The sequence below is a fragment of the Bacillus sp. MT(2024) genome, assembly GCF_036362845.1.
Lineage (GTDB): Bacteria > Bacillota > Bacilli > Bacillales > Bacillaceae > Bacillus > Bacillus velezensis.
This window is the reverse complement of sequence record NZ_CP143632.1, coordinates 279104-295871: the sequence shown is the minus strand read 5'-3', so window position 1 is coordinate 295871 and position 16768 is coordinate 279104. Positions and strand designations below refer to the sequence as shown.

Annotated in this window: 16 protein-coding genes; 1 reads left to right on the top strand and 15 read right to left on the bottom strand. The window is 48.4% G+C overall.

Annotated elements, in window-relative coordinates; translation table 11 throughout:
* Window positions 1–14 precede the first annotated feature (14 nt).
* From VP472_RS01605 to VP472_RS01560, 10 genes are all read right to left on the bottom strand, one after another.
* Window positions 15–896: a glycine betaine ABC transporter substrate-binding protein gene (locus VP472_RS01605; protein WP_077721760.1), complete on the bottom strand. Its 882-nt coding sequence runs from the start codon at window positions 894–896 to the stop codon at window positions 15–17.
* Window positions 896–1744, bottom strand: coding sequence for a glycine/proline betaine ABC transporter permease subunit OpuAB (gene opuAB, locus VP472_RS01600; RefSeq protein WP_003156639.1), 849 nt, complete (start codon window positions 1742–1744; stop codon window positions 896–898). Before opuAB ends, VP472_RS01605 begins: the two co-directional genes overlap by 1 nt.
* Entirely contained in the window at window positions 1745–3001 is a 1257-nt protein-coding gene (opuAA, locus tag VP472_RS01595) for a glycine/proline betaine ABC transporter ATP-binding protein OpuAA (protein ID WP_003156640.1), read from the bottom strand. It lies immediately after the preceding gene.
* A gap of 382 nt (window positions 3002–3383) precedes the next feature.
* Window positions 3384–4586, bottom strand: a complete 1203-nt coding sequence (locus tag VP472_RS01590) for an MFS transporter (RefSeq protein ID WP_146276072.1) — start codon at window positions 4584–4586, stop codon at window positions 3384–3386.
* 114 nt (window positions 4587–4700) lie between these two features.
* Window positions 4701–5789, bottom strand: a complete 1089-nt coding sequence (locus VP472_RS01585) for a toxic anion resistance protein (protein ID WP_007609246.1) — start codon at window positions 5787–5789, stop codon at window positions 4701–4703.
* Between the two features lie 6 nt (window positions 5790–5795).
* The gene (locus tag VP472_RS01580) at window positions 5796–7418 is read right to left on the bottom strand and encodes a YceG family protein (RefSeq protein WP_146276070.1); all 1623 of its coding nucleotides are present in this window, start codon (window positions 7416–7418) and stop codon (window positions 5796–5798) included.
* Between the two features lie 72 nt (window positions 7419–7490).
* A complete protein-coding gene (locus VP472_RS01575; protein WP_003156644.1) occupies window positions 7491–8264 on the bottom strand; it encodes a TerC family protein in 774 nt (257 codons plus the stop codon).
* A 38-nt stretch (window positions 8265–8302) separates the two neighbouring features.
* Window positions 8303–8881 carry a TerD family protein gene (locus tag VP472_RS01570; protein WP_003156645.1) on the bottom strand — a complete coding sequence of 193 codons (579 nt, stop codon included), beginning with the start codon at window positions 8879–8881 and terminating at the stop codon, window positions 8303–8305.
* A 33-nt stretch (window positions 8882–8914) separates the two neighbouring features.
* Window positions 8915–9496, bottom strand: coding sequence for a TerD family protein (locus tag VP472_RS01565; RefSeq protein WP_003156648.1), 582 nt, complete (start codon window positions 9494–9496; stop codon window positions 8915–8917).
* 23 nt (window positions 9497–9519) lie between these two features.
* The gene (locus VP472_RS01560) at window positions 9520–10116 is read right to left on the bottom strand and encodes a TerD family protein (protein ID WP_146276068.1); all 597 of its coding nucleotides are present in this window, start codon (window positions 10114–10116) and stop codon (window positions 9520–9522) included.
* 275 nt (window positions 10117–10391) lie between these two features.
* Here VP472_RS01560 and VP472_RS01555 point away from each other — a divergent pair, with 275 nt between their 5' ends.
* On the top strand, window positions 10392–11387 hold the full coding sequence (locus VP472_RS01555) for an LLM class flavin-dependent oxidoreductase (protein WP_003156651.1): 996 nt from the start codon (window positions 10392–10394) through the stop codon (window positions 11385–11387).
* Between the two features lie 45 nt (window positions 11388–11432).
* On the opposite strand, the gene VP472_RS01550 is transcribed toward VP472_RS01555, so the two are convergent.
* The 5 genes from VP472_RS01550 to VP472_RS01530 all read right to left on the bottom strand — a co-directional run bounded on the left by VP472_RS01550 (window position 11433) and on the right by VP472_RS01530 (window position 16666).
* Complete coding sequence (locus tag VP472_RS01550) at window positions 11433–12272, bottom strand: metal ABC transporter permease (protein WP_003156653.1); 840 nt, start codon at window positions 12270–12272, stop codon at window positions 11433–11435.
* Window positions 12230–12925 carry a metal ABC transporter ATP-binding protein gene (locus VP472_RS01545; protein WP_003156655.1) on the bottom strand — a complete coding sequence of 232 codons (696 nt, stop codon included), beginning with the start codon at window positions 12923–12925 and terminating at the stop codon, window positions 12230–12232. The genes VP472_RS01550 and VP472_RS01545 overlap by 43 nt, the downstream gene beginning before the upstream one ends.
* A 54-nt stretch (window positions 12926–12979) precedes the next feature.
* The gene (locus tag VP472_RS01540) at window positions 12980–13939 is read right to left on the bottom strand and encodes a metal ABC transporter substrate-binding protein (protein WP_003156656.1); all 960 of its coding nucleotides are present in this window, start codon (window positions 13937–13939) and stop codon (window positions 12980–12982) included.
* Window positions 13940–14124: 185 nt separating this feature from the next.
* The gene (locus VP472_RS01535; RefSeq protein ID WP_146276066.1) at window positions 14125–15804 is read right to left on the bottom strand and encodes a glycoside hydrolase family 13 protein; all 1680 of its coding nucleotides are present in this window, start codon (window positions 15802–15804) and stop codon (window positions 14125–14127) included.
* 82 nt (window positions 15805–15886) lie between these two features.
* Window positions 15887–16666 (bottom strand): glucose 1-dehydrogenase, encoded by a 780-nt coding sequence (locus VP472_RS01530; protein WP_146276064.1) that lies wholly within the window; start codon window positions 16664–16666, stop codon window positions 15887–15889.
* Window positions 16667–16768: the final 102 nt, after the last annotated feature.

The window sequence follows — 16768 nt, the reverse complement described above, 5'->3', positions numbered from 1 at the left end:
GCTGCTTTTCCTCATTACTTCTTCAGATCTTCAATTGAATTGACGTTTTTCATATACTGAGGAACGACCAGACCCATCTTGACGCCTGTCAGACTCGTTCCTACATCTTCATATTTGCCTTTATATTTAGACGCATATGCCTTATGGGTATTCGGAAGCCAAGCAGACAATGACGCATCCGCGCTGCCTGTCGCAATCGCAGTCCACATCGGTCCTGCCTCCACTTGCGTCAGCTTCACGTCATAGCCGAGGTCTTGAAATACTTTTCCGATTACATTCGTACTTGCGATTTCACTGTCCCATGCCACATAAGCCAGGTTGATTTTATCCCCTTTGACTTTATGGGCGCCTTTTGTCCATTGAGCCACTTGGTCTTTATGTTTTTTCACATATTCAGCAGCGGCTTTGGCCGGCTTTTCGCCTTCCTCAACGGCAATCATGACTTCTCCCATATCGTCCTGCGTCCATTTGAACTGGCTGAGAACTTTGGCCGCGTTAGGCTGTTCCTTACTGAAGCCGGTTCTTGTAATCGTATGAATCTGCTCGGCAGTTCCGTACGTTTTTTTCGGATCATCAAGGAACTTCAGCTTGTATCTGGAGAACATCCAGTGCGGCGTCCAGCCCGTTACGATGATCGGCTTTTTCCGGTCATATGATTTCTTCAATGTCGCCGTCATGGCAGCACTTGACGCCGTGACGACATTCCAGTCTTTCAATCCGTAATCGTTCACGGCCTCATCCGTCAGGGCCATGATGCCCGATCCCGGATCAATACCGATAATGGTTTTGTTCACCTGGTCCGCAGCCGTTGCCTTACCATCAGTCTGCGACCCGCAGGCAGCCAAAGAAAGAGCCAGCGCAGCGGTAACGCCGACACCGATGATTTTCTTAAGCATCAGGCATTCCCCCTGCTCTTCTTCTTCACTTTAATGTTTTGCGTGATACGGTCGAGTGTAATCGCTACGATAACGATCGCGATACCCGCTTCCACTCCGACACCGGTTTTCAACTGTGTCACGGCGCTGTATACTTCAGAACCGAGGCCCGGCGCACCGACCATGGCCGCGATAACGACCATTGACAAAGCAAGCATGATGCTTTGGTTAATACCGGCAAGAATTGTTTTTGTGGCAAGCGGAAGCTGCACCTTGAACAGACGCTGAGACGTCGTTGAACCGAATGCTTCCGTCGCTTCAATCAGATCAGCCGGAACCTGTTTAATACCGAGAACCGTCATGCGGATCGTCGGAGGCATCGCGAAAATAACAGATGCCACAACGCCTGGCACAACCCCGATATTAAAGAAGAAAATTGCAGGCAGCAGGTATACGAAAGCCGGCATGGTCTGCATTAAATCCAGAATCGGTGTGACAATGCGGCGGACCGTTTCTTTCTGAGACGCCCATATGCCGATCGGAACCCCGATAATAATGGAAATCAAAACAGATGTGACGACAAGCGCCAACGTTTGCAGCATCGGCGACCAATAACCCAAATAATCAATAACAAGGAATCCGATTAACGTAAAGAGTGCAATTCCTCTCGTACTGATCCACCAAGCGAGAGCTGCAAAAATAACAGTCAATAAAATAGACGGGATGAAACCCAAACCGCTCACAATCGCGTTTACGAAAGCGGCCAAACCGTTTGAGATTCCGTCAAAGAAACCTCCGAACGTCATGGTAAGCCAGTCAACAAACCGGTCAACGATATCTGCTAACGGAATTCTAGGCAATCTGTCCATTTACTTCACCCCCTGAACAGAAGAATCCTGAGCTTGTTCAGCAGAATCTTCAACATTTATATAATCGTTATTTCCTGAAAGCGCGCCGATTAATGCGCCTTTTACGACAATGCCTTTCATGCGGTCCTTATCGTCCGTGACGGCGATCGGAATATTCGCATCAGACACGACATCGAAAATTTCCGTCAAGTATGTGCTTTCATGCACAGTCGTAAATTCAGTATTTAAAATATCCTGAAGCGATAAGTCGGATTCCACCGCTTTTTTCGCATCCGCCGCGTGAATGACGCCGAGAAGCTGTTTCTGTTTATCAACGGCGTAAATAGAAGAAATACCGAGATTCTTCATGAGCTGCAGCGCTACACGAGGCCCTTTGTCAATCCGCACGGTTTCAGCGCGCTTCATGATGTGGCCCGCTGTCAGAACTTTGGATAAGTCAACGTCCTCAACGAATTTCTCAACGTATTCATTGGACGGGCTCATCAGAATTTCTTCAGGCGTCCCGATCTGAACGATGTTACCGTCTTTCATCAGCACGATTCTGTCACCGATGCGCAATGCTTCATCAAGATCATGCGTGATGAAGATGATCGTCTTGCCGACAGAGTCATGAAGGTCTAAAAGCTCATCCTGCATGTCTTTGCGGATCAGCGGATCAAGCGCACTGAAAGCTTCATCCATCAGAAGAATGTCAGGATCATTCGTCAATGCGCGGGCAAGTCCGACACGCTGCTGCATTCCTCCGCTGAGCTGATCAGGGAATTGGTGTTCAAAGCCTTCAAGACCGACAAGTTTAAGCGAATCAAGCGCTTTTTGCTCACGCTCTTTTTTGTCGACGCCTTGGAGTTCCAACCCGTATTCCGTATTTTCAAGAATCGTTCTGTGCGGAAACAGCGCAAATTTTTGAAAGACCATGCTGATTTTTTTCCGGCGCACTTCCCGGAGCTGGTCTTTTGACATATTTGTTATCATGTCACCATCAATATAAATATTCCCGGCAGTCGGTTCAATAAGCCGGTTTAACAGCCGAACTAAAGTTGATTTACCGCTCCCCGATAGACCCATGATGACAAATATCTCCCCATCATATACATCAAAGTTTGCTTGATTGACACCAACGGTTGATCCGGTCGCTTTCAGGATCTCTTTTTTGTTTTTTCCGCTGGACAGCATCTGAATGGCTTTTTTTGTCTGTTTTCCGAAAACCTTAGATACATTTTCGACTTTTATCTTAATTGGTTTCTCATCCAAATTCATATTTTCCCTCCATAATAAGCAATCTTTAATACCGTAACACGTTTGTAATAAGTCAAACAAACATCATAATCCCTTTTATTTTGTATCATTACTTTAAAAACATCCCTGTGTCTTATTTTCCTCTGGTATGCTTCTAAATACTCTCTAATCCTCCTTATTGAGGATAAATTATAACGGAAACCGGGCTTTTATCAGGCTTGAGAACGTTTCCATCGAATGTGCTGCAAACTGATTTCCTATCCTTTTTTTACAAATACAAGAACTTTTTTGCGACATTGTCCCGGAAAAAGAAGTTTTCGCTTCCTAAAAATAAGGAATTTTAAGGAAAAATATAGGCCTGTCAACAGACAGCCCCACTAAAAAAAGCACCCCAAAAGGGTGCTCATTGCGCAAGCTCTGTCTGTTTCGTTTCTTTTCCGAGAATAATAATGGTGATGACGGCAATCAGGATGGCCGCACAAAAGACGGCGAAAATCACTGTAAACGAAACGTTCCGTGCTGCAAGCGATCCGACGAGAAGCGGACCGAAAATGCCGCCGATTCTGCCGACGGCCGCCGTTGTTCCGGAACCGGTCGCACGGATCGCCGCAGGGTACTGCTCCGGTGTATAGGCGTAAAGCACGCCCCATGCGCCGAGATTGAAGAAGGACAGCAGCATGCCGGCTGTGAGCAGCATGCCCAATGAATCCGCGGCACCGAAGAAATAAGCGCTGCCCGCCGTTCCGAGCAAATAGATGACTAAGATGGTCTTCCGCCCCGCTTTTTCGATCAGCCACGCCGCTGAGAAATATCCGGGAAGCTGGGCAAGTGTCATCAGAAGGACGTATTCGAAGCTCTCAATCATGCTGTAGCCTTTCATCAGCATCACGCTCGGTAGCCATAAAAACATGCCGTAATAAGAAAAGACGACACAGAACCAAACGACAGACAGCAGCACCGTCGCCCGGATATACGGTTTCGTCCAGAGACTTCCCGCCTGCCCGCGTATGCTTTTTTTCTGCGGCAATGCCTGATGCGCCGGTGATTCCGGAAGGCTTTTCCGCAAGTACAGCGCATAAAACGCGGCCAGCGCCGTTAAGAGCAGCGCGGCCTGCCAACCGAATGCCGGTATGACAAAGTAGGAAATCACCGCCGCAAGAAGCCAGCCCGCGGCCCAAAAGCTCTCAAGCAGCACGATGATCCGTCCCCGCTTTTCGGGAGCGGACGCTTCTGACACGAGCGTCGAGGCAACAGGCAGTTCCCCGCCAAGCCCCATTCCGATCAGAAAACGCAATATGAGAAAAACCGTCAATCCCGTTGCGAAAGCGGATATGCCGCTTCCGACAGAAAAGAATAACAGCGTGATCATAAACACTTTTTTCCGGCCGATCCTGTCGGCCAGCATTCCGAATACAAACGCACCCGCTGCCATACCTATGGAATTGACGCTTCCGATCCATTTCATTTGATCGGGTGTTAAATTCCAATCAGTGTGTAGCGCGGCGATAATAAACGATAAAATTCCGACATCCATCGCATCAAACAGCCAGCCCATTCCGGCAATCGCCAGAAGTTTTCGCGGAGTGACGGCAGGTTGTTTGTTCATAAGCAGCACCTCAAATCGAAAATGATTACCGTATAAGTTTACACCTGTCTTTACACATTGTCATTACCTTTTTCACAAAAAAATCCCGCTTGCCGTAAGCAAGCGGGGTGTGCGTTAATTCTTTAAGACTGCGTTTTTAATATTATCCTGAAGCTGTTGAATCCGTTTCGCTCCGTCTTCTCTGATACGTCTGTTCTCTTCCTCGATCTGTTTCGTTTCCTGCATACCGCTGACAATCGTATTCCAAGACGTTTCAATCGTCTCAATGTCAATGCTCGGACGGCCTGCCATACGGGCAATCTCCACGCTTTGGTTTGAAATATTTTCAGCGTTGCGCTTCAGCATTTCATTCGTGCGGCGGTCCAGCTCGCTCATTGAATCAGCCACAAGCTTTTGCCGTTTGACTGTGACAGCCTGAATAATGCCGTTTTTGAAAATCGGAATTGTAATGACGAAAGCGGAATTGATTTTCCCGATGAGCTTCGTATTTCCGCGCTGAAGGAGGCGGATCTGCGGTGCCGTTTGCAGCGCCACCATCCGCGCCATATCTAAATCATAGACACGTTCCTCAAGCGCCTGAAGCCCGTCACGCAGCGTGTCAAGCTGCATTTGCGCAAGCTGGTTCCCGCCGGCCGCTTTTTCTTCATAAGAAGGAATGAGCGCCTGCATTTCCTCAAGCTTCATCTGCCCGGCAACGACATATTTTTCAAGCTCCATGTAGTAGTTAATGTTGTTTTCATACATCTCTTCAAGCGTATGGTTCGTCTTTGCCATTTCATCTTTGTATTTCGAAATTTCGACGTGGATTTTTTCAATTTCTCCGCCCAGGGTGCGGTACTTTTGAAAAATCTTTTCAATCATGCTGTTGCCGCGTTTGAACATTTTAGCGAGAAATCCTTTTGGTTCATCGAAATCATTTTTGTCGAAACGGTCCATGATTTTTCCGAGCTGCGTCAGCATTGTGCCTGAATCCGTGACACTTGTTGTTTTCATCATATTTAAGATGCGGTCGGAGAACTTCGAGATTTCAACTGCCGGTTCTTTTCCGTACTCAAGCAGCTCCATTTGGTTTTTCACGTCAATCTGCTGCGAAATGCGCTGCACTTCAGGGTCTTGGCGCAGCTGCACCCTGATGTCATCTGCTTTTTGTTCAGAAATCTCTTCATTTTTATCAAGAACAAGCGGATTTTGATTTTCTGTCATGTTTATTTACTCTCCCTGCTTTTGCGTAATGGTTCTAAACAGCTTTCTTACGAGTGACGGCTCCTTATATTCCTGCCGAAACACCATGTCCTCCAGCCAATGGACATCAAATTGGCTTTCTTCAATATAATGCTCAATGTCCTGATGGCCCGGCGGATTATACAAGATGATATCGACGCCGAATTTATTTAAAAACAAAAGAGCGGCAGCATCAGAACGTGTGAGTTCGCCATTTTGTTCCGTATGATATAAAACGAGTTTCGGAACGGTTTGGGCGTAATCAAACGTCTGAATCAATTGCAGCAGCGAAGCGGGCAGATTCGTCGCCTGGCGGAACAAATAGATTGCGGCATCCCTTGACTGCTCCCCGGGCAAAGTCTTCAGCCCTGGGTTTCTGCACATGTCAGAAATCACATTGGCGATGGCGCTCTGCACACCTGAAGGCAGATGCTTGTACTGCCAGATGTTGCTTCTTTTCAGCCTGTCCGCGTCAATCGCTCCTTCTTCGTTCAAAACCTGACTGTAGTGATACTGGTAGTTGGCTTTCAGCTCTTCCGTAAACGGAAAACTGCGGATCATGTGTGTCTCCTGATAGTCTGCGGCGGTATGGAGTCTGTTCCAATATTCTTTCGTATCTTTGGAAACCCCCATCACTTTCGCAAAAAGGTTCGGAACGGCCACCCGCTCCCTGTCCGCTTTAAATTGCGGCCGGATAAACGCCCGCTCCTTCGCAATGAGAAATAACTCATCATATGTCGTTTTTAAGGTCACGGACTGCGGGGTGTGCTCCCTGAACTGCCAAGGCTTATACATCATGGATTCCTCATGGTTCAGCACATGCTCAATTTCTTTCGTTGACCGGTAGGCCGTCGTGGACGTTCTGTCCGGCTTTTCTTTCGGAAAAGGATCAAGACTGCCTGTTGCGGGGAGCTTTATCACAAAGCTGAGCTCCTCATCCGGATCAATCAAGCTGAACGGATCTTCCGCAGCCGGATGAAACAATAGGACATCACAGCCGATCAGCATGAGATAATAGAGAAAATAGAGCTGGCTTTTGGTCGCGTCTCCATACCACACCACCTTCGGCATCTCACGCTCTATATCGGCTTGTTCGAGCCATGGATTCAGGTGGTTCAGCGAAAACTTTGACACATCCAAGAGCACACGCCGGAAATCGGGATGATTCAGCCCGTTTTCATGCCGGTCCGCAAAGGTTTCCAAAAGCGTCATAAACGCGGTCCTCAGCCGGCGGTGCATAAGCGGATCGGCGTGTTTGGCAAGCAGCCTGCCCCCATCGAGAAACGCGACAAACCTGGAAACCGAAAGCCCTTTCTCTTTTTGATTGACCGAATGGATGTGCTGCAGCGCCTGAAACGTTTCCGGCGCGATGGTCTTATCCAGCGTCTCGCTCAACACATGGATGTTTTCATGAGAAGACAGCTCGAAAAGCTTATTGTAATACTCCGTCTCATCATAAGGAGTGCCCAAAATCCGGACGGCAAGACGGGTAAACGCCAGCCCGTTTTCCCGCTCGTAACCGGGACGTTCCGGCAGCGGCCGCATCAGAAACGTTTCCCAGTCATCATTTTCCGGCTCGGCCTTTCGGATCACCAATTCCTCCTGCTTCATCATTTTCCTCCTTTCTCTTCATGATAATCGGTACAAAAAAGGAAGGAAATGAACTCTCCCTCCTTTTTTGTTTTATTCTTCTTTAGATGCAGCCGTCTGCTCCTGAACCTGCTTTTGTTTGTTGAAATAGTGGATAATAAACGTGACCACAAACGCAGCGATGATGATTCCGAAGAACACCACGTGCGGCATTTCATAATCAAAGGCGCTCGCCGCCATTTTCACGGCGATAATCCCGATCAGCACAAAAGCCGTGTTTTCAAGCTCAGGGATTTTATCAATTAACACAAGGAATACTTTTGCGACTGTACGCATCATGAGAATGCCGAGCATACCGCCGATCAAGAGCACCCACACTTTTTCCGATACCGCAAACGCGGCTAAAATGCTGTCAACAGAGAAGGCCAGATCCATTAACTCAACTGAAACGACAGTGGCCCAGAAAATTCCGAACGTACGGACCATCCATGAATTTTTCTTCATGCCTTCCGTATCGTCATCACCTTCTCCGATCCAGAAATGCTTAATGACGAGCCAAGCCAGGTACAGCGCGCCAAGCACTTTGATCCACCAGAACTTAATGAGCAGCATCCCGATTCCGATAAAGATAAAACGGAAAATATATGCCCCGAACAATCCGTATGTTAATGCTTTCTTCCGTTGTTTTTCAGGCAGATGCCTTACCATAACCGCAAGCACTAACGCATTGTCGGCCGACAGCAGCCCTTCCAGCAGAACCAAGGAACCGATCAGCCCCCATGATACAGGGTCAGTCAGCACCTCACCCCACATTTTCCAATCAAAAAAGGAAGCGTAGGTCGACATAATATGATGTAGAAAATCCAAGTTTTTTCCTCCTATTTAGTAAAACGGTAATTTCCTGCTTACACCTGCAAGCCGTAATTCCGGCAAAGTGATGCCAGACCGCCGGAAAACCCGCTGCCGATGGCGTTAAACTTCCACTCAGCCCCATGGCGGTAAAGCTCACAAACGACAACCGCCGTTTCAATCGAGAAGTCTTCCCCTAAATCGAAACGAAGCAGTTCATTCTGGCTGTTTTCATCGACGACGCGCACGAACGCGTTCGAAACTTGTCCGAAATTTTGGCCGCGCGCTTCCGCATCATGAATCGTGACGGTGATGCCGATCTTTTCAATATTTGCGGGTATTTTTGAGAAGTCGACGATAATTTGTTCATCGTCTCCCTCGCCCTCGCCCGTCCGGTTGTCTCCCGTATGGATGACGCCCCCGCTCGGGTGTTCCAGGTTATTGTAGAAAACAAAATCAAGATCATTTACACAGTTGTCATGGGCATCGACAAGAAAAGCCGACGCGTCAAGGTCAAAGTCATGCCCTCCGGAGTACTTGTTCGTATCCCAGCCTAAGCCGATCACCGCTTTTGTAAGACCGGGGTTCGTTTTTGTCAGATCAACACGCTGTCCTTTCGCCAATTGAATAGCCATGTGCCGTCTCTCCCTTCTGTGCTTGATATGGTTTTAGCCGATTTGCAGGCCGTAATCTGTCGCAATACGGGCCAGTCCGCCTTGATAGCCTGAGCCGATCGCGGAAAATTTCCATTCGCCGTTATGTCTGTAAAGCTCTCCTGCGATAATGGCTGTTTCAATTGAGAAATCTTCAGCCAGATCGTAGCGGATCAGCTCTTCATTTGTCTCTTCATTGACAATGCGAACGAACGCGTTGGAAACTTGTCCGAAGTTTTGGCCGCGCGCTTCCGCTTCATGAATCGTGATGACGAATGAAATTTTGTCAATAGCGGCAGGCACCGCGCTCAGGTTGACCCTTACGCTTTCGTCATCGCCTTCGCCCTGGCCTGTGAGGTTGTCGCCTGAATGTGCGACAGAGCCGTTTCCGCCTTCAAGCTGATTATAGAAAATAAAATCATCGGGCGACGCGCATCTTCCTGCTTCATTTAATAGAAAGACGCTGGAATCTAAATCAAAATCATGTCCGCCGTCGTATTTGTTTGTATCCCAGCCAAGGCCGACAACGACTTTAGAAAGACCCGGATTTGTTTTAGTCAAATCTACTTTTTGTCCTTTTGCCAATGAAATTGCCATGTGTGCACTCTCCTTTTTATCGTTTAGGCGTATCGGTTAACGATATCGCCGATTTTTGTATCGTTTGTGCCTTCTCCTACCGCGGCGAATTTCCACTTGCCGTCCTCGCGGTAGATTTCAGCCGCGATCAGGCTCGTTCTGCCTGAATAGTTATCTCTTAAATTGTACGTCACCAGTTCTTCGCGATTAGCCTGATCAACGACGCGGATGAACGCGTTTTGAATCATGCCGAAGTCCTGTTTTCGTCTGACGCAGTCGTAAATATTGACGACAAACACAAGTTTATTAATCTGAGCGGGCACTTTCGCCAAATCGATGAGAATTTGTTCATCATCGCCGTCGCCTTCACCCGTCAGATTGTCACCCGTATGTACGACACCGCCGCACCGGCTTTTCAGATTGCCGAAATAGATGACGTTTTTGCTGTCTGTCATTTTATCATTTTCAAGCATCAGTACGGAAGCGTCACAGTCGATATTGGCACCGCCTCCGCCGAACAGCTTTCCGAAAAAGCCGCCGGATGATACAGGGTCCCAGCCGAGTCCGACCAGCAGTTTTGACAGGCCGGCTTTTCCTTTTGTTAAATCAATCCGCTGTCCTTTTTGTAAAGAGATCGCCATATGATTCACTCCTATTCTGTAAGGGTGCCGCTAAGCACGCCGCAAGTGCGCATTTTTACTAAATTCCGGGACAAGAATCCCGGTGTTTATTAAGATATACGTCTTTTATTATATCAAAGTTTCATAAAACATAAGAATTTTTGGCGAAAAACGGCGAAAAATTACTTCCTATATTCTCCTTCGTTCCGGAGAGAATAGAGAAAACAAAGAAATTGACGGGGACTGAACATTTTTCCTATCCTTGTATCAATACATGTCAGGAAAGGGGCAGACGAGTGATTGATTTAAGCATACTTGATCAGGCGCCCGTATCCAAAGGAAACGGGCCGCACGAGACGCTCCGCCGTTCAGCGGAGCTCGCCCGCCTCAGCGAAGGTTGGGGCTATAAGCGGTACTGGTTTGCCGAGCATCACGGCACAAGAGGGCTCGCAAGCGTTTCGCCGGAAATTATGATCGCTCATACCGCCGCAGCCACAACATCCATCCGTGTCGGATCAGGCGGCGTGCTGCTGCCGCAGTACAGCCCCTATAAAGTCGCGGAAACTTTCCGTCAGCTTGAGGCGCTGCATCCGAACCGGATTGACCTTGGGGTCGGACGCTCACCGGGAGGCACGACGAAAATCCGGCTCGCCCTCACAGACGGGGTAAAGAAAAGCATGACCGAGTTTAACAGGCAGCTTCAGGATTTATCATCCTTTCTGACAGATTCGGTTCCCTCGGACCATGCTTATGCCGGAATAAAAACAGCGCCCTTGATTGAAACAGCCCCGCAGCTTTGGGTGCTCGGCCTCGGGGAAAACAGCGCCAGACGCGCCGCTCTTCAAGGTGCGGGCTATGTCTTCGGCCATTTCATTAATCCGGAACGCGGGGAAAAAGCCTTTCAGATCTATCGGGACCATTTCCGGGCTTCCGCCCATTTTTCCGCTCCCGCCTCGCTCTGTGCCATTTTCGTCATATGCGCAGCTACGGATGAGAAAGCGGAAGAACTCGCCTTAAGCCAGGATTTATGGCTTCTTCGTGTCGGAAAAGGCGCCGACAGCCGCGTGCCGAGTGTGGAAGAAGCGAAGGCTTATCCGTATTCGCCGGAGGACCGTAAACAGATTGCAGAAAACAGGAAGCGGATGGTGATCGGCTCACCTGCCGCAGTGAAACGCCGTCTGCTTGAACTTTCCGAACGTTATCAGACAAAAGAGATGATGGTGCTGTGCAACGTCTTTGATTTCGAAGCAAAAAAAGAGTCATATGAGCGTCTTGCTGATATATTTCTGTAAAAAAAAAGCCGCCAAACGGAGCAGCAGATGAAACTGCTGCACCGCTTAACGGCGGTTTTTTCGTTCTTTTCCTTTTTTAAACGCATTCCAAATCCCCTGCAGCATAAAGCCGAGCAGAAGCAGAATGATTAACAGTAAAGTGATTGACGGCCCCGGAGGCGTTCCGAGCTGGTACGAAGACGTCAGCCCCATGAACACACTGAAAAGAGAAATAATAATGGCTGCCGCAAACACCCATTTAAACCCTTTGGCGATACGGATTGCAAAAGCCGCGGGCAGTACGAGGAGCGCGGAAACGAGCAGCACGCCGATAATCGGAATAATGACCGAAATCGCCAGCCCCGTCACGATGCTGAATGACATTGACAGGAGGTTTGTGTTAATGCCTGATGTCTTCGCCGTCGCCTCGTCAAAGGTAAGCAGATAGAGCGGTCTGTTTAATATAATGAAATAAAGCAGAATCAGCAGGGTAATGCCTCCGATAATATAGACCTGCTGCTGGCTGACCGTGACAAGCGATCCAAATAAATATTGATCGATGCTCATCGATGCGCCGCCTTTTGACAGGCTGATCAGAAACATCGCAAACGACAGCCCGGCCGCCATTAAGATTGCGATGGATACCTCTGAATATGTACGGTATGCCCGCCGCATATATTCGATGCCGATCGCTCCGATCGTGACGACAACGATGCTCGCCGCCGTAATATTGGTACTGAGAAAAAAACCGATGGCCACGCCCGACAATGAAATATGAGACAGCGTATCCGCCATCAGCGCCTGTCTTCTCAGCACGAGATATACGCCTAATATCGGCGCCATAATTCCGATCATGCTTCCCGCTAGAAAAGCTCGTCGCATGAATTCCAAGTCAAACATTTCCATCCGCCTTTTTCTCCCCTCTCAAGCCGTATGACTTTATCCAAATACTGCTGTACTTCGTTTTGTTCGTGTGTCACCATGACGACGGTGCGGTTGTGATTTTTCACCTGATGGTGCATAAATTCGTAGAAACCCTGTCTGCTTTCATAATCAACCGCGGTTGTCGGTTCATCAAGCATCAGCAGATCCGGATTGCTTGCAAGCATTCTCGCAATGCAGATTTTCTGCTTCTGTCCGCCGGATAAATCGCCGATTTTCCGGTGGCGGAAATCCCACATTTCCACCATCTTCAGCGCGTTTTCCACCTCGTGGTGATCCGTTTCGTTCAATCGTTTAAACCATTTTCCTTTCGTATAACGGCCTGATTGCACAAGCTCCAGAACTGTGCTTGGGAATCCTGCGTTAAATGAAGAAATCTGCTGCGGAACATAGCCGATTGTCAGGCGTTTTCCGGCTGCGTTTTTTTTACTGATCTCGGCCGTTCCTTCCCAAGGTCTGAGCATGCCGAGCATGACTTTCATGAGCGTCGATTTTGACGCGCCATTCGGTCCTGTAATGCCGACGAATTCGCCGCTTTTGATTTCCAGCGACACACCGTCAAGCACGGGTGTATGCGAATAACCAAAAACGATATCCTGTAATGTAACGAGATTCATGCTGACCTTCCTTTCCCGCATAGAAATAGTGTGCACCCCGCGGCGCACACTATGTTATTTAACCAATAGCGAATCTTTCAGTGCATCAAGGTTTTTCTCCATAATGTCGATATAACCGATGCCTTTATCCCGTTCTTTTTGGCTTAAACCTTCCAGTGTATTGAGCACTTCCGTTTTCGCGCCGATTTCACCGGCAAGTGTATCTGCAACTTTAGGCGATGCAACTTCTTCAAAGTAGATGATCTTCACATCATGCTTTTTGGCAAACGTTTTGAGATCCGCCAGTTTGGCCGCACTCGGCTCTTCTTCAGGAGAAAGGCCTGCAATCGCGACTTGTTTTAAGCCGTATTCTTTGGCGAGATAGCTGAATGCTGCGTGCTGTGTGATCAATTCTTTTTTCGACGCTTTATTTAATGTTGTACGGTATAGTTTATCAAGATCCTGCAGTTTTGCAATATATTCTTTACTATTTTTCTCATAGTATGCTTTATTCTTCGGGTCCTGTTTTACGATCTGCGCCGTAATGGTTTTGACCTCTTTTTGCGCAAGAACCGGGCTGAGCCACACGTGAGGGTCCATGCTGCGGCTGTGGTCATGACCGCCGTGTCCATGTTCCTCTTCCTCTTCATCCGAACCTTCGAGCAAGTCAATTCCTTTCGACGCCTTTACAAACTTCGCATGATCAGAGCTCATGCTTTTTTCCGCTGAAGGAACCCATGTCTCCATATATTCGCTGTTGTATACGAAAAGATCGGCGTTTTGAATGCCGGCGATATCCTTCGGCGTCGGCTCCCAATCATGGGGTTCGACCGAAGACGGGATGAGAATGTCTACATCGCCTTTGTCTTTGACAATTTGTTTCGTGAATTCGTACATAGGATAAAAGGTCGTCACGACGTGCAGTTTGCCGCTTTTCGAAGAACCTGACGAACCTTTCGAAGATGAATTGCCGCAGCCCGCCGCGATTAAAAAGCATGCCGCAATGACAATGATTCCGCTCCATTTTTTAAACAAGCCGTTTCCCCCTGTTCTGTAAATCAGAATGATGACGATTTCCAAAGCGTACTTTCTCGTTCATTTGTTACCTATACCATAATAAAACGAAGTAATTACGTTTTGCAAGAAATTTTTTTCTAAATTGATAACCGATTTACCTAAAAAGCCCCCGCCATGTATGGACGGGGGCGTCGTATCACATATCAGGCAAGCAGATAGACTCTTGTTTCATAAGGGCGGAATGTGATGCGGGATTCCGCGCCGCCGTTATTTTCATAGTTGCTGAGAAGCAGCTCGGCCCTTTCAGGTTCGGAGCCGTCCGGCCAATAAAAGGCGGCTTCTTCTTTCGATACGTTGCTGATGGACATGAGTTTTTGTCCGTTTGCCTGTCTTTCATACACAAACAGCTGCGGGTCATCGGGAAACAGCAGCGTGTAGCTGCCTTTTATGATATCAGCATACTGTTTTCGCAGGCGGATCAGTTTTTTGTAAAAGTTCAATATAGAATCGGGATCATCCTGAGCCTCGGCAGCATTGACGGTTTTGTAATTGGGATTGACCTTCAGCCACGGTTCGCCCTCCGTAAATCCGGCATTCTTGCTGCCGTCCCACTGCATCGGTGTACGGGCATGATCGCGGCTTTTCGCCATAATGGACGCCATGACTTCTTCTCTGTCACGGCCCATTTCAAATACCCTTTTATGATACATATTGACGGTCTGAATATCTTGATAATCCTCTATTCTGTCAAACGGAGCGTTTGTCATGCCGATTTCTTCCCCCTGGTAAATGTACGGCGTGCCTTTCATGAAATAAAGCAGGGCGGCAAGCATTTTGGCGGATGCTTTGCGGTATGTGCCTTCGTCTCCGAAACGGGATACGATCCGGGGCTGGTCATGATTGCACCAATACAGCGTATTCCAGCCTTGATGTTCCAGTTTTTCCTGCCAGTCTGTGAGCACTTTCTTCAAATCGGCCAGCTCAAGCGGTTTTACATCCCAATGCTCTTGGCCCGGCTTTTGATCAAGCTCCATATGCTGAAAATGAAAAATCATATTCAGTTCATGCTCATCGGTTCCCGTGTAGACCAGTCCTTCCTCAGGCGTCACTGATCCGGCCTCGCCGACCGACATCACGTCATATTTAGAAAATACCGCTTTCGTCATTTCTTTTAAGTAATCATGTATCCGTGCTCCGTTTGGCCGGAAAGGCTTCGGATCGGCCCGGCGGGCGATGTAATCTTCATATGGCGGCAAGTATTCTTTTTTTGACAGAAGATGAAGCTGGTCTATTCGCAATCCGTCCACGCCTTTATCGAGCCAAAATCTCATCATCTCGTATACTGATTGCCGAACCTCGGGATTTTCCCAATTCAGATCGGCTTGTTTGACGGCGTTCATATGCAGGTAATATTCGCCCGTATGTTCTTCGTACTGCCAGACGGATTGTCCGTAATCCGACACCCAATCGGTCGGCGGGCCGTCCGCGGTGCCCGGCCGCCAAATATAATAATCGCGGTATTTGCTGTCCGGATTCATTTCCGCCTCTTTGAACCAAGGATGCTCTGTTGATGTATGATTTAAAACGAAGTCCATCACAAGCTTTAATCCGCGGCTGCGGCATTCTGCAAGCAGATCGTGAAAGTCCTCCATCGTTCCGTATGATTCCATAATCGCTTGATGATCCGTCACATCGTAGCCGTTATCGACGTTTGGCGACGGATAAATCGGGCAGATCCATATCACATCAGCGCCAAGTTCTTTTATATAATCGAGACGCGCGATAATCCCCCGCAGGTCGCCTATGCCGTCGCCGTTCGTATCTTGGAAGCTTCGCGGATAGATTTGATAGACAACGGCGTCTTTCCACCAGTCACTCGCCATCTTGCGGCCCTCCTGTTTTTTAGAGAACCATTTCCTTTATGATCCTTACCTAAACAAAAAAGAGAAGGTTTCCCCTCCTCTTTTATCTTTCCAGCTGAGACGGATAAAGCGTCATGCCTCCGTCGACGAAAAGTGTCGTTCCGGTCACGTAACTTGCTTCCTCAGACACCATCCAAGCGGCGGCCGCGGCGACTTCTTCCGGTTTTCCGAAGGCGTTCATCGGAATTTTTTTCAGCTGGGCCTGTTTATGTGTTTCATCTTCCAGATCCTTATTGGACTCTGTGGCGATCGTTCCGGGAGCGATGGCATTCACCCGGATGCCTTTGTCTGCGTAATTGAGCGCCATCGTTTCCGTCATCATTTTGATACCGCCTTTGGATGCCGAGTACTGCACGTTTTCAGGACGCGGTATTTGCTGATGAACGCTCGATATGTTTAAGACCGTTCCTTTTTTGCCGCGCTCGAGCATATGTTTCAGTGCCGCTTTCGCCCCCAAAAAGGTGCCGGTCACGTTGACGTCGATGACCCTTTGCCAATCCTCCAGGCTCATTTCATGGGGCATCGCTTCGGCTCCGTTAAAGCCGGAATTATTGACCATCACGTCCACGCCCCCGAAATGCTCCTGAGCGGCATTAAACAGCGCCTGAATCCCTTCTTCTGAGGAGACATCGGCTTTTACGGTGACGGCTCTGCCTCCCGCTTTCTCAATGATGTCCGCCGCTTCTTCCGCTCCGGCGGAATCACCGAGGTAGTTCACTACCACATTCATCCGCTCCTTGCCGAAGCGTTCGGCAATGGCTTTTCCGATTCCTTTCGAAGAACCTGTTACGATCGCTGTTTTTCCCTGTAAATCCTGATACATTGTCTCATTTCCTCCCTGATGTTAATACAGAGCATGTACCCGGTTTTAATCGGCTGAAAACAAAAGGAATCATAAAAAGAACGATGAAACCGAAGCTCCCTC

Excerpts from the sequence above, each read along its gene's own strand:
- VP472_RS01545 (WP_003156655.1), bottom strand. The coding sequence starts at position 12,925 with ATGAATCTCGTTACATTACAGGATATCGTTTTTGGTTATTCGCATACA.
- opuAA (WP_003156640.1), bottom strand. The coding sequence starts at position 3,001 with ATGAATTTGGATGAGAAACCAATTAAGATAAAAGTCGAAAATGTATCT.
- VP472_RS01560 (WP_146276068.1), bottom strand. The coding sequence starts at position 10,116 with ATGGCGATCTCTTTACAAAAAGGACAGCGGATTGATTTAACAAAAGGA.
- VP472_RS01565 (WP_003156648.1), bottom strand. The coding sequence starts at position 9,496 with ATGGCAATTTCATTGGCAAAAGGACAAAAAGTAGATTTGACTAAAACA.
- VP472_RS01580 (WP_146276070.1), bottom strand. The coding sequence starts at position 7,418 with ATGAAGCAGGAGGAATTGGTGATCCGAAAGGCCGAGCCGGAAAATGAT.
- VP472_RS01535 (WP_146276066.1), bottom strand. The coding sequence starts at position 15,804 with ATGGCGAGTGACTGGTGGAAAGACGCCGTTGTCTATCAAATCTATCCG.
- VP472_RS01550 (WP_003156653.1), bottom strand. The coding sequence starts at position 12,272 with ATGGAAATGTTTGACTTGGAATTCATGCGACGAGCTTTTCTAGCGGGA.
- VP472_RS01570 (WP_003156645.1), bottom strand. The coding sequence starts at position 8,881 with ATGGCTATTCAATTGGCGAAAGGACAGCGTGTTGATCTGACAAAAACG.
- opuAB (WP_003156639.1), bottom strand. The coding sequence starts at position 1,744 with ATGGACAGATTGCCTAGAATTCCGTTAGCAGATATCGTTGACCGGTTT.
- VP472_RS01590 (WP_146276072.1), bottom strand. The coding sequence starts at position 4,586 with ATGAACAAACAACCTGCCGTCACTCCGCGAAAACTTCTGGCGATTGCC.
- VP472_RS01585 (WP_007609246.1), bottom strand. The coding sequence starts at position 5,789 with ATGACAGAAAATCAAAATCCGCTTGTTCTTGATAAAAATGAAGAGATT.
- VP472_RS01530 (WP_146276064.1), bottom strand. The coding sequence starts at position 16,666 with ATGTATCAGGATTTACAGGGAAAAACAGCGATCGTAACAGGTTCTTCG.
- VP472_RS01605 (WP_077721760.1), bottom strand. The coding sequence starts at position 896 with ATGCTTAAGAAAATCATCGGTGTCGGCGTTACCGCTGCGCTGGCTCTT.